Here is a 13,783-nt window from a genome sequence, read left to right on the forward strand (position 1 = left end):
GGAGGGCACGCCAGAGCCCTTCTCATCATTCGCAAGACCACAACAGGAGAGCATCGTGAGCAACAACGACATCTCGAACGAACCCGTCATCACCTCGTACGCGCAAGCCCCGGCCCGCACCGTCACCGCCGACGGCGTCACGTACGCCTACCGGGAGCTGGGCCCGAAGGGCGGGATCCCCGTCGTCTTCTTCGTGCACCTCGCCGCGACCCTGGACAACTGGGACCCGCGGATCGTCGACCCGATCGCTGCCGGACGCCACGTCATCACGTTCGACAACCGCGGCGTCGGGGCCTCCACCGGTCAGGTCCCCGGGAGCGTCGAGGAAATGGCCGACGACGCCTACACCTTCATCAAAGCCCTCGGCTTCGACAAGATCGACATCTTCTCCTTCTCGCTGGGCGGTTTCATCGCCCAGGACCTCGTGGTCAAGCACCCCGAGCTGGTCCGCAAGCTCGTCCTGACCGGCACCGGGCCCAGGGGTGGCAAGGACATCGACAAGGTTGTCGGCGTCACCTACTGGGACATCCTGCGCGCGACCTTGACGCGGCAGGACCCGAAGGAGTTCCTGTTCTTCAACCGGAACGCCGCCGGCAAGCCCGCTGCTCGCGCATTTGTCCAGCGTCTGCAGGAGCGCACCGTCGATCGCGACGCGGACGTCAAGGTGCGCGCGTTCCAGACCCAGCTGAAGGCGATCCAGAAGTTCGGGCGCTCGGCCCCGGCCGATCTGTCGAAGCTCACGCAGCCCACCTTGATCGCGAACGGTGACAACGACCGGATGGTGCCCTCGGTCCTGTCCGGGGACCTGCACCGCCGCATCAAGGGTTCGGAGCTGGTCATCTACCCGGACTCCGGGCACGGCGGCGTCTTCCAGTTCCACCAGAAGTTCGCTCCCCTCGCGGTCGAGTTCCTCGCCGGCTGACCGCTCCGACCGACCGAACGACTGAACGAAGGAAAGAACATGGCTGCGAAGCATCCCTACGCGAAGAAGCCGTTCGTCTCATCGATCCCGCTGTGGATGCGCACCGACCAACCGCGGCAGGCGGGCATGGACTACTGGAAGGGTCCGCACTCCAAGATCATCTCCGCCACGCCCGGCCTCGAGGAATACCGCCAGCTCCACCTGGCGGAGCACAACCCCGGGCTGTGGCCCGCGACCCGCGGCGTCGAGACCGCAATCCCGGACGAGCGCAGGATCGACGGGGTCGCTGAAGTGACGTTCGGCTCGGTGCTGTCCCCGCTGCTGGGCCGCACACAGACCAGGCTGGCGTTCCAGGACGAGGTGAACATCTTCCGACGCACTCTGCTCTACGCCGGACCGCCGAACTCGGCGCGCTGGTACGACGTCGCCGGGACCGGCGAGAAGGTCGCTGCCCGAGGCCTGCTCTACCTGAGGCGAAGGGACGGAGTCCGCACCGGCGCTTTCCGCAAGCACATCAACGAGCTCGCCCGCACGCTCGCCGGCACGGGCGTGCTGCGGGAACTGAGGACCCAGGTCTTCATGCCCTGGAACCAGAAGCTCTGGGACACCCCGAACGTCGCGCACGACAACCCTGCCGACCAGCGGTTCCACGCCTCCCTCCTCCTGGGCTTCGCGGATCCGGCGGCGCGGGCCGACTTCTTCAAAGGCCCCGAGGTCGAGCGCCTGTCAGACACGTTGGCCCCGTTTGCATCCGCCATCCACGCCTACGACGTCACCGACGCACTGACCTACGTGAAAGACGGCAAGGAGCGCCCGCGCTACCAGCGATAACGGCATCGCCCGCCCTCCGGCCGGTGATCCGCCAGCCGACGATCCACCAACACAAAGAACTACCGTGGAACAATGAGCGCCGGCAAATCCGAGTCCACTCAGCAACGAAGGGCGGCAGCCATGCCCCTCGCCTCCAAGTCGCCGTCGAAGTCGCCCGGTCGGCGCGAGCGGAACAAGCAGGAGAAGCTGGACCGCATCACCGCAGCCGCCAGTGAGCTCTTCGCCGAGCGCGGCGTCGATGAGGTCACCACCCAGGAGATCGCCGACAAGGCCGACATCGGGGCGGGCACGCTGTTCCTCTACGCGAAGTCCAAGGGCGAGCTGCTCCTGCTCGTACAGAACTCGACCTACGCCGACGCGCTCGTACAGGGCAGGTCAGCGGCCGAGGGCATCACGGACACGCTCGACGCCCTGATGGCGATCGTCCGCCCTGTCGTGGAGTGCAACCGCAAGCAGGTCGACAACGGGCGGACCTACCTGCGGGAGATCGTCTTCGGCGACCCCGCCGAGCCTCACCACCGGCACGCCCTCGACCTGACCGTGCAGACCGAGGATGCGATCGCAGCCGTCCTGGGGCGGGACGGGCGCACCACTCCACAGGACGCCGCGGCGCGGGCGCACATCGTCTCCGCGATCATGTTCGTCAGCATGGCCGCGACCATCAACGCCGCCAAACCGGTCGGCGACGTCGTACAGGAGATCCGGGACCAGTTGCGGGTCCTCCTGCCCGAATGACGCCACCTCGGTTGTGGCGAACGGTTCGGTCAGCGGGCCCGTGAAGCAGCTCGTCCTGGCCAAGCCGAAGCCCGCAGAGACGACCAGCAGCCGGGGCGGGACAATGCCGTAGCCCACGACGAGAAACGATCGGCGCCGCAGCGGACCTCGTCGTCGGTCGCTAGCCCTGTTCCTCTCGCTGCTCGTTGATACGCAGGGCTTCGGCGAGCTGGTCTTCCAAGATGATGATCCGGCACGCGGCCTCGAGAGCGGTGCCTTGGTCGACGAGCTCGCGGGCCCGGGCTGCTAGGCGCAGTTGATAGCGGGAGTAGCGGCGGTGGCCGCCCTCGGAGCGTTGCGGGGTGATCAGCTTCGCCTCGTCCAGGCTGCGCAGGAATCCTGGCGTGGTGCCCAGCATCTCTGCGGCCCGGCCCATCGTGAAGGCGGGGTAGTCGTCATCGTCGAAGTTGGCCGTGCCGGCCGGGGTTGAGCTCATCGGGGTCTCCGTGTACGGGTCTGGGGTCATCGCACCTCCATGCCGAAGGGCCCCGGTGCTGAAGCACCGGGGCCCAGGGGTTGTTGGATTGTCACCATCTACCGGCGTGAGGCCGGCCTTGCATGTCCGCAGCGCGCCACGTGAAGGCCATCGCTGCGGGGATCGCTGAATGCGTAACCGAAGACCACCTTCCCATCTGATGGAGCTACGGCACCCGCCCGGCGAAATACTGGCACTGGCGGGCGATCCGACGGCGTAATCCATTCCCTTCTCTCTCGAAACAACTACCTACAGCAACTTCAACTACGGACTGCTGTTGCTACTCAACTGAACTACTACTTCGATCCGTCAAGCCTGGAACCCTTGTCGCCCACTGGCTCCACAGACTCTGACCTTGGCGTGAAACCCGAGCCCCTTCACTGATCGGCCCGGCGGAGTCCGCCGTCGTACCTACTGCACAACCTTGGACAGATCGGTAGCTGTCCACGTCAGCTTCGCTGTTCTTCTCTGTCGACACGAAGAACACTACACAGTCGAGGGTCCAATGTCTAACCCTGTCACCACAGATATTGAGCGTGTCTCTCGTGAGCTTCGAGTGCCACCACCGGCAGCCAACTCGAATGGCTGTTCATCGATCGCCAGCGATTCAGGCTTGCAAAGGTGAGTGTTCGCGGTGCACAAGCGTCGCCTTGTCCCAATACCAGGTAGCGAATCGAGCTCGCCTCGCCAGGAGTGCCGCACGTCCGAGAATGAACACCCACCTCAACACCACGCATGACATCAAGGTCCGAGAATGTGGCGGGGTCATCGGGCTCGCTTCGATCAGAAGGCGGGCTTCGCGTTGCCTGCTAGAGCGTCGGAAGTGGGATGAAGCCGCGGATCCGAGTGCCGTGGCTCGAGGTCTGTACTTTCAGTACTCCGCCGAGAACGTCGAGGCGGTCCTGAAGCCCGAGCAGTCCGGTGCCCTTCGCCGGGTCGGCGCCGCCGATCCCGTTGTCGGCAATCTCTACGACGAGGGCCCGCCTTGTGGCGGTGATCATGACCCTTGCGATCGTTGCCTTCGTCAGTTCTGCGAGGCTTTGAGCTCGTCGCGGTGCTTCTCGAGCCAGGTCGCGAACGACTCCAGCTCGGGGTTGAGTTCACGGACCTTCGCCACGTCGCGGTCGCCGGTGAAGCGGATGTGGTCTTCGGCGTAGAACTGGAACATGTTGGACATTTCTACAGCCATGGGGAAGGGGTACTCGCGGAACTCTTCCCAGGTCGGGGCGTGGTAGAGGACCTCTTCGCCCAGGGCTTCGGTGAGGGCGGCGGCGTACTGGTCGCCGGTGAGGTGGTCGCCGGCGATGCTGATGGTTTCGCCGATCAGGTCGGGGTGCTCGAGGATGGCGAGGGCGGTGCGGCCGATGTCTTCGGAGGCGACGCCGGACAGCGGGCGGTCGGCCATCGGGAGGGTGATCGTCAGCTGGCCGTCGGCGTTGCGGGCCGGCGGCAGGCCGTTGATGAAGGCATCGAAGTAGAACGTGGTCCGCAGGAACGTCGTCGGTACGCCGTACTTCGTGAAGAGCTCGTCCGCCTCGCCCTTCGCGTCGAAGTGCGGGACCTTGTAGCGCCCGTCGTCCAGGCTCGGGACGTCGTCGCGCCCGGCGAAGAACGTCCTGGTGTCCTCGAGTGTCGACCACACCAGGTGCTTGATGCCGGCGTCGCGGGCGGCCCGGGCGGCGATCTCGGCCTGGTCGAGCTCCATCTCGGCGCGGGTCCGGGCGGCCTCCTCCTCGGGCGTCCGCTCGACCCAGTAGTTCGTCACGACGAAGGCGCCGTACGCGCCGTCGAACGCGGCCCGCACGCTCGCCTCGTCGTCGAGGTCGGCCGCGACCACCTCGGCGCCCGCGGCGGCCAGTTCGCGCGCCTTGCCGGAGTCCGGGTTCCGCGTCAGGGCGCGGCCCGCGAACTCGCCGGAGGTGTCCGCCAGGATCGCGCGGACGAGGCCGCCGCCCTGGCTTCCGGTCGCACCGACAACAGCGATCAGCTTGGTCATATCGAGTCACTCCCAGAGAGTTTGGTTGATGTGTCAACTCGACCGATCGTAGCGCGTTTGGTTGATGTGTCAACCCGAGCGGGTAGGATGGGGTTCGTGAGCAAGGGACCGTGGCTCGACGACGACGAGCAGAAGGCGTGGCGCAGCTATCTGCTGATGACCCGGACGCTGGAGACGCACCTGGAGCGGCACCTCCAGCGGGACTTCGGCCTGTCCAAGTCGGACTTCGAGATCCTGGTCAACCTGTCCGAGTCGGCGTCCGGCCGGATGCGCGCGTTCGAGCTGAGCCGCTCGACCCAGTGGGAGAAGAGCCGGCTGTCGCACCACCTGACCCGGATGGAGAAGCGCGGCCTGATCCGCAAGGAGGCCTGCGAGGCCCGCTACCCGGAGATCGCGATCACCGAGGCGGGCCTGGCCGCGATCAAGGAGTGCGCGCCGGCGCACGCGGCCCGGGTCCGGGAGTTCTTCGTCGACGTGTTCGGCCCGGACCGGATGACGGTCCTCGGCGAGGTCTCGGACGAGGTCGTCGCCACCATCGGCAAGCACTGCGACACCGACTGCCCGCTGGAGGACCGCTCCTGAGAAGTGCTCTCAGAGAGCTTTCAGGAGAACTTGACGGTGGCTTGATCTTCTCTTGGAGTGCGGCTGAGGGGCTTGGACCGAGGCTGAGGCCATGGTCACCACAGGCAAACCCCAGTCCACTCGCCGGCGCTGGTTGCACCGGGCGTCCGCGGCCGCGATAGCCACCGCCGTGCTCGGTGTCGGCGCGACCGGGATCTCGGTCGCGGTCGTGTCGGCGAAGAACTCCGGCAGCGGCAGCACCGGTACGACGGCCACCTCGGGCAGCTCCGACTCCAGCAGTTCGGGTTCCAGCTCCAGCTCCGACGACAGCAGCAGCTCGAGCGGGCTCGGCTCGTCGGACTCCGGCTCCACCTCGCAAGGTGGGAGCAACGGGTCATGACCGCCTCCCGCACCTGGACCGCGTGGAGTTGCACGGTCCGCCTGACCGTCGACGACCCCGCTGTCCTGGGGGCGGCGTGCGGTGAGCTCAAGGCTCTGATGGACCGCGTCGACAAGGCCGCCAGCCGCTTCCGTCCGGACTCCGAGCTCTCCGTCGTGAACACCCGCGCCGGGGCGCTCGTACCGGTGTCCCGCCTGCTGGTCGACCTGGTCGACGTCAGCCTGGTCGCGGCCCAGATGAGTGGCGGAGCGGTCGACCCGACCGTCGGTCCGGCAGTGATCGCGGCCGGGTACGACACCGATATCGAGACGGTACGACGCCGCTTCCCGCAGGCACCCGGCGATCCGAAGCCGGTCGCGGGCTGGCAGGAGGTCCGCCTCAACCGCAAGCTCGCTCTGCTCGGAGTACCGACGGAGTGCGCCCTGGACCTGGGCGCCACTGCGAAAGCGTGGACCGCCGACCGCGCCGCGAACGTGATCAGCAAGCGCTACGGCTGTGCCGTCCTCGTCGAGATCGGTGGTGACCTCCGAGCGGCTGGTACGCCGAAGAAGCCGTGGGTAATAACTGTCGCCGAGCGCGCCGGCGAGCGCGGTGTCGTCGTCACGCTAGCTCACGGCGGTCTCACCACGTCGACCCGCACGGTACGGCGTTGGCAGACGCCGACCGGCTACGGCCACCACGTCATCGATCCACGCAGCGGACTGCCCGCGGAAGGCCCGTACCGGACCGCATCCGTCTGGGCTCCGACCGCAGTACGGGCGAACACCTTCAGCACCGCCCTTATTGCGACTGGTGATGCTGCGCTCGGTCGACTGAAGCTGGCTGGCCACCCGGCCCGGCTGATCGCCGACGACGGTGAGACCACTGAACTGTCGGGCTGGCCGGCAGCGAGCAGGGCGGCCTGATGACGCTGTGGTACCTGGCCCGCGCCGCCGGCGTCGTCACCATGGTCATGTTCACGCTGTCGGCTGTGCTGGGCATGGTCATGCCGAACATCCGCCGTCCGGAGCGCCGGTTCTGGCTGCAGTACGTGCACCGCTCGGCCGCAGTGACCGGACTGGTTCTGCTGGCGACCCACGTCGTCGCGGTGATCGCCGACAGCTACGTGGCCATCAGTCCGACCGTTCTGGTGTGGCCGTTCGCGTCCGGCTACCGGCCGTTCGCGATGGCAGTCGGCGTGCTGGCTCTCTACAGCCTCGTACTGGCGTCTCTCGTCGGAGCAGCCCGTGGTCGGTTGGCCGCATCCGCGACGTTCACGAAGTACTGGCGCAAGCTCCACATCGCCGCGTCTGTCGGCTGGCTGCTCTCCATCGGGCATGCACTGCTTGCCGGCACTGACCGCAGTACGCCGTGGATGCTCGCCATCACCATCGGCTGCCTGGCCGCAGTCGCCACTGCCGGCGTCTACCGCCTCAACGCAGCCCCGAAGCTCACCCGCCCCTGGAGGACCCAATGATCACCGTCGACGACATCAGGGTGATCGGTGAGGCCAGAGTCCTCGCCGGACTCGACCGGGGCCGCCTGGACCTGCAGCGTCATCTCTTGACCCATGGCAGCCTGCCCGCGTTGACCCGTGACGACTACACGAACCTGTCTGAAGCAGTAGGACTCAGAGGGCGTGGTGGAGCGGCGTTCCCCGTCGCACTGAAGCTGCAGGACCTTCCAGCTCGCGGCGTGGAGGCTGTCGTGGTCAACGGCTCGGAGAGTGAGCCGGTCAGCCGCAAGGACCGCCTGCTCCTCACCCGGTCGCCACATCTCGTGCTGGACGGTGCGGTCGGTCTGGCGCGCGCGCTGGGTGCGCCGCACGTGCTGATCGCCGTACACGATGCAGCGGCCGGCACTTCTATTCGTGAAGCGCTGATGGAGCGTGACGATCGGCTGGCGATCGAAGTACAGGACACTCCGGGTCGGTTCGTCGCGGGGGAGGCCCGTGCGGTGCTGAGTGCACTCGAGGGCGGTACGGCAGTGCCGCCCGGTCGGAGGGTGCTGCCGACGCGCAAGGGGTACCACCAGCGGCCGACGTTCCTTTCCAACGTCGAGACGTTCGCCCAGCTCGCCGTACTCGCGCGGTTGGGGTCACGTGGGTTCAGCAGCACCGGACTGATCAGTGAGCCCGGTACTCAGCTGCTGACGATCGCCGGCGCCGTGCAGCGGCCTGGTGTGATCGAGACACCGACCGGTGTCCCGCTGGACACAGTCCTCCAGTACGCCGGTGCGGAGGCCGGGCCTGTGCTGCTCGGCGGGTACCACGGCCGCTGGCTGGCGCAGACCGAAGGTGTGACGTTGCAGCGACCGGAGGTGTCCGCAGGGATCATCCTGGCGCTCGGATCCGACACCTGTCCGCTCGGTGAGATCACACGGGTCGCTCAGTGGCTGTCCAGTCAGTCAGCTGGACAGTGCGGGCCGTGTGTCTTCGGCCTCGCCGCCCTCGTCGACGACTTCGCCAGGCTGACCGTCGGTGATCCGCAGGGCTGGCACGACGCCCACCGGCACCTCGGTCTGGTTCCGGGGCGGGGAGCCTGCGCGCACCCGGACGGTACTGCGAGATTCCTCACGTCCGCGCTCGAGGTGTTCGACGACGACGTACAGCGTCATCTCTCCGGGCGTGGGTGTGGTCGTCCGGTTCTGGGAGTTCTTGGAGGTGGCCGATGAACAAGCTCGAGATCGACTGGACCAGGTGCGACGGGCACGGCCTGTGTGCCGGTCTGGTGCCCGACGACGTCCTCCTCGACGAGTGGGGATTCCCGGTCCTGCGCGGCCGCGAAATCACCCCTGGTGAACTCTCGGATGCACGCCGCGCGGTCCTCGCCTGCCCGGCTCTTGCCTTGCGCCTCACCAATCGATGACAGGCCCGTCCCGACACCACACCAGTGACAAAGGTGGACTAATCTCTGAGTGACCGCACAATGTCGTGCGGTCCGGCGCGAGCGACGCCGACGTCACGTGTGGAGACGGTGGGGAATGCAGAGCAAGCTGGACGTCCAGAAGGCAGATGTGCTCGCCAAGGCGGTGGCTGCGGGCACGCATGGGCACGACAAATCGGTCGACCCGGACAAGCTCAGGACGTTCCTCGAGCAGTACTACCGGCACGTCGCCGCCGAGGACGTCGCCGAGCGCCAGCCGAACGACTGCCTGGGCGCCGCGCGGCACCACTACAAGTCCGCGATGAGCCGCCCGCAGGGTACGGCGAAGGTGCACGTCTTCACCCCCACGGTCGACGAGCACGGCTGGTCCGCGAGCGGGCGGACCGTGGTCGAGATCGTCATCGACGACATGCCGTTCCTGGTCGACAGCGCCTCGATGGCGATCACCGACCGCGGCCTCGAGCTCCAGCTGCTGATCCACCCGCAGTTCGTGGTCCGCCGCGACATCGCCGGCACGCTGCAGGAGGTCCTGGACGACACCACGGCCGCGGATGGGCACGACCTGGTCCGCGAGAGCTGGATGCACCTGGAGGTCGACCGGATCGCGGACGTCGCCGAGCACCGCGCCCTCGAGCAGGAGCTGCAGAAGGTGCTGAACGACGTGCGCGAGGCCGTCGAGGACTGGCCGAAGATGCACGAGAAGGCGGTCAGCATCGCCGCCGGGCTGAACGCCGCCGACCTGCCGGTCTCCGAGAGCGAGGTGGAGGAGGCCCGCGAGCTGCTCGAGTGGCTGGCCGACGAGCACTTCACCTTCCTCGGCTACCGCGAGTACGACTTCACCATGGAGGGCGAGCAGGGCATTCTGCGCGGCCGGCCAGGGACGGGGCTGGGCATCCTCCGGCCGGACCCGAAGCCGGGCTCCGGCAAGCTCCCACCCGAGGTGAGCGCCAAGGCGCAGGAGCAGAAGCTGCTGATCCTCACCAAGGCCAACTCGCGGTCCACCGTGCACCGGTCGACGTTCCTCGACTATGTCGGCATCAAGCAGTTCGACAAGGACGGCGAACCGGTCCGGGAGTGCCGGTTCATCGGTCTGCTCTCGTCGACGGCGTACACCGAGAGCGTCATGCAGGTGCCGGTGCTGCGGCGCAAGGCGCTGGAGCTGTTCCGCCTGACCGGCTTCGACCCGAACAGCCACAGCGGCAAGGGCCTGCTCGACGTACTGGAGACGTACCCGCGCGACGAGTTGCTGCAGGCGCCGGTGGAGGACCTGCTGCCGATCGTCCAGTCGGTGCTGCACCTGCAGGAGCGGCGTGCGGTCAAGCTGTTCGTACGGCGTGACGTCTACAACCGGTACCTGTCCTGCCTGGTGTACCTGCCCCGCGACCGCTACACCACCGCCGTCCGGCTGAAGATGCAGCAGATCCTCAAGGACGCGATCGGCGCCGAGGGCGTCACCTACGCCGCGTACGTCACCGAGTCGGTGCTGGCCCGGGTGCACTTCGTGGTCCGGATGAAGCAGGGCGAGACGGTCGGGGAGTACGACGCGGACCTGCTGGAGCAGCAGGTGATCGACGCGACCCGTGCGTGGGCCGACGACTTCACCGCGGCCCTGCACGCGCAGGGCGGCGACGGTGCGGTGACCAAGCTGTCCCGCCGGTACGCCGAGGCGTTCCCGGAGGCGTACAAGGAGGACTTCGACGCGCGCGTCGCGGTCAAGGACGTCCAGGTCCTCGAGAGCCTGCCCGCCGACGACGGTCTGGCCATGTCGCTCTACAGCCCGATCGACGAGGAATGGGAAGGCGAGCGCCGGTTCAAGGTCTTCCGGACCGGTACGGCGCTGTCGCTGTCGCAGGTGCTGCCCCACCTGAGCGCGATGGGCGTCGAGGTGATCGACGAGCGGCCGTACGAGATCCGCTGCGACGACGGCACGATGGCCTACATCTACGACTTCGGTCTGAAGGCGCCCGAGGACACCGAGGAGCGCGAGGAGCTCCGCAAGCTGTTCTCCGACACCTTCCAGGCCGTCTGGCAGGGCCGGGCCGAGTCCGACAAGCTGAACGCCCTGGTGCTGCGCGGCAACCTCAGCTGGCGGCAGGTCTCGATCCTGCGCGCGTACCAGCGCTACATCCGCCAGGGCGGTACGCCGTTCAGCCAGGACTACATCGAGAACACCTTCCTGAAGCATGTGGATGTCGCCGGTCTCCTCGTCCAGCTGTTCGAGACCAGCTTCGACCCGGCGCGCGGCCCGGCCGACGACCCGGACCGTGTGATGCGGACCGACCAGCTGGAGAAGGAGATCCTGGCCGCGCTGGACACCGTGCAGAGCCTGGACGAGGACCGGATCCTGCGGTCGTACCTGACCGTGATGAAGGCGACGCTGCGGACCAACTACTACCAGCCGGGCCCCGACGGGCAGCCGCGGTCGTACCTGTCGCTGAAGCTCGAGCCGAAGGCGATCCCGGACCTGCCGCAGCCGCGGCCGAAGTACGAGATCTTCGTGTACTCGCCGCGGGTCGAGGGTGTGCACCTGCGGTTCGGCGCGGTCGCGCGCGGCGGGCTGCGCTGGTCGGACCGGCGGGAGGACTTCCGGACCGAGGTGCTCGGCCTGGTCAAGGCGCAGATGGTGAAGAACTCGGTGATCGTGCCGGTCGGCGCGAAGGGCGGGTTCTACGCCAAGCAGCTGCCGGATCCGTCGGTCGACCGGGACGCCTGGCTCGCCGAGGGCATCGCGTCGTACAAGACCTTCATCTCCGGCCTGCTGGACATCACCGACAACATCGTTGCCGGGGACATCGTTCCGCCGAAGGACGTGGTCCGGTACGACGGCGACGACGCCTACCTGGTCGTTGCCGCGGACAAGGGCACCGCGACGTTCTCGGACATCGCGAACGGGGTCGCGAAGGAGTACGGCTTCTGGCTCGGCGACGCGTTCGCGTCCGGCGGCTCGGTCGGGTACGACCACAAGGCGATGGGCATCACCGCCCGCGGTGCGTGGGAGTCGGTCAAGCGGCACTTCCGCGAGATGGGCCACGACTGCCAGAACGAGGACTTCACCGTCGTCGGCGTCGGCGACATGTCCGGCGACGTGTTCGGCAACGGGATGCTGCTGTCCGAGCACATCCGGCTGGTCGCGGCGTTCGACCACCGGCACATCTTCCTCGACCCGGCCCCCGACGCGGCCGCGTCGTTCACCGAGCGGCGACGGCTGTTCGACCTGCCGCGGTCGTCCTGGGCCGACTACAACCGCGACCTGATCTCGGCCGGCGGCGGGGTGTTCCCGCGGACCGACAAGGCGATCCCGATCTCGGCCGAGGTGCGCGACGTGCTCGGCATCGAGGGCGGCCCGGTCACGCTGACACCGGCCGAGCTGATGAACGCGATCCTGAAGGCGCCGGTCGACCTGTTCTGGAACGGCGGCATCGGCACGTACGTGAAGTCGTCGGGCGAGTCGAACGGCGACGTCGGCGACAAGGCCAACGACGCAATCCGGATCAACGGCGCCGAGCTGCGCGCCCGCGCGGTCGGCGAGGGCGGCAACCTCGGCTTCACCCAGCTGGGCCGGATCGAGTACGCCGCGGCCGGCGGCCGGATCAACACCGACTTCATCGACAACGTGGCCGGCGTGGACACCTCCGACCACGAGGTGAACATCAAGATCCTGCTCGACAAGATGGTCGCCGACGGCGACCTCACCGAGAAGCAGCGCAACGACATCATCGCGTCGATGACCGACGAGGTCGGGGCGCTGGTGCTGAAGAGCAACTACCGGCAGAACATCGCGCTCGCCAACGCCGGCGCCCAGGCCGCGGCCCTGATGCATGTGCACCAGGACTGGGTACGGCGGCTGGAGCGTCAGGGCCTGCTCGATCGCGAACTGGAGTTCCTGCCGAGCGTCACCGAGTTCAAGCGGCGCAAGGCCGAGGGTCGCGGGCTGACGTCGCCGGAGCTGTCGGTGCTGATCGCCTACACGAAGATCGTGATGGACGCCGAGCTGCTGAAGACGTCGCTGCCGGACGACCCGTTCCTGAAGCACAAGCTGGCCAGCTACTTCCCGAAGGAGATCAAGGAGCGGTTCGCCGACCAGATCCAGAGCCACCAGCTGCGGCGGGAGATCATCACCACGCAGGTGGTCAACGAGTTCGTGAACACGTCCGGCATCACGGCGTACCACCGGCTCTCGCTGGAGACCGGCGGGACGGTCGAGGACGTCGTCCGGGCGAACCTCGCGGCCAGCAGGATCTTCTCGCAGCCCGAGCTGCTGTCCCGCAACGCCGAGCTGGACAACATCGTCAACGCCGAGACGCAGACGCACATGCGGCTGGAGACCCGGACGCTGGTCGAGCGCGCGACGCGCTGGCTGGTCAGCAACCGGCGGCCACCGGTCGACATCGAGGAGCTCATCGAGTTCTTCGGGCCGGGGATCGCGAAGTTGACCGCTGCCTTGCCCGACGTACTGCGCGGCCGCGAGCTGGCGCTGTTCGAGCAGCGCCGGGAAAGCCTTGTGCAGAAGGGGATTGCGGACGATTTCGCGACCCGGATCGCGGTGCTGCCGCCGGCGTACGCCGGACTCGGCATCGTCGAGACCGCGTCCCGCGACGACATCGACATCCTCGAGGTCGCCAAGGTCCACTTCGCGCTGGGCGAGCGGCTGCAACTCGGCCGCTTCCTGGAGCGGATCATCGGCCTGCCCCGGACCGACCGCTGGCAGACGATGGCGCGCGCCGCGCTCCGCGACGACCTGCACGCCGTCCACTCGCGGCTGACCCGCCAGGTCCTGGCCACCACCGACGCCTCGGCCGAGCCCGAGGACCGCGTCATCACCTGGCAGGACCAGAACGCGGTCGCCCTGTCCCGCGCCTCCTCCATGCTCGAAGAAATCGTCGAAACCGAAGGCCCCGAACTCGCCCAGCTCTCCGTCGGCCTGCGCCTGGTCCGCACCCTGATCGCCAACCAGGGGTAG

13 protein-coding genes are annotated in these 13,783 nt (G+C 67.7%); 9 read left to right on the top strand and 4 right to left on the bottom strand.

Annotated elements, in window-relative coordinates; genetic code table 11:
• Positions 1-55 precede the first annotated feature (55 nt).
• The 3 genes from OHA18_RS23130 (at position 56) to OHA18_RS23140 (ending at position 2,488) form a co-directional block, all read left to right on the top strand.
• Complete coding sequence (locus OHA18_RS23130; RefSeq protein ID WP_328997353.1) at positions 56-922, top strand: alpha/beta fold hydrolase; 867 nt, start codon at positions 56-58, stop codon at positions 920-922.
• Positions 923-961: 39 nt separating this feature from the next.
• Positions 962-1,753, top strand: coding sequence for a hypothetical protein (locus OHA18_RS23135; RefSeq protein ID WP_328997354.1), 792 nt, complete (start codon positions 962-964; stop codon positions 1,751-1,753).
• Positions 1,754-1,825: 72 nt separating this feature from the next.
• Entirely contained in the window at positions 1,826-2,488 is a 663-nt protein-coding gene (locus OHA18_RS23140) for a TetR/AcrR family transcriptional regulator (protein ID WP_328997355.1), read from the top strand.
• A gap of 160 nt (positions 2,489-2,648) precedes the next feature.
• On the opposite strand, the gene OHA18_RS23145 is transcribed toward OHA18_RS23140, so the two are convergent.
• The 3 genes from OHA18_RS23145 to OHA18_RS23155 all read right to left on the bottom strand — a co-directional run bounded on the left by OHA18_RS23145 (position 2,649) and on the right by OHA18_RS23155 (position 4,998).
• Positions 2,649-2,963, bottom strand: coding sequence for a helix-turn-helix domain-containing protein (locus OHA18_RS23145; RefSeq protein WP_328997356.1), 315 nt, complete (start codon positions 2,961-2,963; stop codon positions 2,649-2,651).
• A gap of 848 nt (positions 2,964-3,811) precedes the next feature.
• Complete coding sequence (locus OHA18_RS23150; RefSeq protein WP_328997357.1) at positions 3,812-4,003, bottom strand: hypothetical protein; 192 nt, start codon at positions 4,001-4,003, stop codon at positions 3,812-3,814.
• 23 nt (positions 4,004-4,026) lie between these two features.
• Positions 4,027-4,998, bottom strand: a complete 972-nt coding sequence (locus tag OHA18_RS23155; RefSeq protein WP_328997358.1) for an NmrA/HSCARG family protein — start codon at positions 4,996-4,998, stop codon at positions 4,027-4,029.
• 96 nt (positions 4,999-5,094) lie between these two features.
• Here OHA18_RS23155 and OHA18_RS23160 point away from each other — a divergent pair, with 96 nt between their 5' ends.
• Entirely contained in the window at positions 5,095-5,580 is a 486-nt protein-coding gene (locus OHA18_RS23160; protein WP_328997359.1) for a MarR family winged helix-turn-helix transcriptional regulator, read from the top strand.
• Positions 5,581-5,589: 9 nt separating this feature from the next.
• Here OHA18_RS23160 and OHA18_RS23165 read toward each other — a convergent pair whose 3' ends face one another.
• Entirely contained in the window at positions 5,590-5,931 is a 342-nt protein-coding gene (locus OHA18_RS23165) for a hypothetical protein (protein ID WP_328997360.1), read from the bottom strand.
• Between the two features lie 24 nt (positions 5,932-5,955).
• Here OHA18_RS23165 and OHA18_RS23170 point away from each other — a divergent pair, with 24 nt between their 5' ends.
• The 5 genes from OHA18_RS23170 (at position 5,956) to OHA18_RS23190 (ending at position 13,783) form a co-directional block, all read left to right on the top strand.
• A complete protein-coding gene (locus tag OHA18_RS23170; RefSeq protein WP_328997361.1) occupies positions 5,956-6,864 on the top strand; it encodes an FAD:protein FMN transferase in 909 nt (302 codons plus the stop codon).
• Complete coding sequence (locus OHA18_RS23175) at positions 6,864-7,415, top strand: hypothetical protein (RefSeq protein WP_328997362.1); 552 nt, start codon at positions 6,864-6,866, stop codon at positions 7,413-7,415. The genes OHA18_RS23170 and OHA18_RS23175 overlap by 1 nt, the downstream gene beginning before the upstream one ends.
• Entirely contained in the window at positions 7,412-8,611 is a 1,200-nt protein-coding gene (locus OHA18_RS23180) for an NADH-ubiquinone oxidoreductase-F iron-sulfur binding region domain-containing protein (protein ID WP_328997363.1), read from the top strand. Before OHA18_RS23175 ends, OHA18_RS23180 begins: the two co-directional genes overlap by 4 nt.
• Entirely contained in the window at positions 8,608-8,805 is a 198-nt protein-coding gene (locus tag OHA18_RS23185; protein ID WP_328997364.1) for a ferredoxin, read from the top strand. The genes OHA18_RS23180 and OHA18_RS23185 overlap by 4 nt, the downstream gene beginning before the upstream one ends.
• A gap of 115 nt (positions 8,806-8,920) precedes the next feature.
• Complete coding sequence (locus tag OHA18_RS23190) at positions 8,921-13,783, top strand: NAD-glutamate dehydrogenase (RefSeq protein ID WP_328997365.1); 4,863 nt, start codon at positions 8,921-8,923, stop codon at positions 13,781-13,783.

This window comes from Kribbella sp. NBC_00709 (assembly GCF_036226565.1).
In the GTDB taxonomy this organism is placed as follows: Bacteria; Actinomycetota; Actinomycetes; order Propionibacteriales; family Kribbellaceae; genus Kribbella.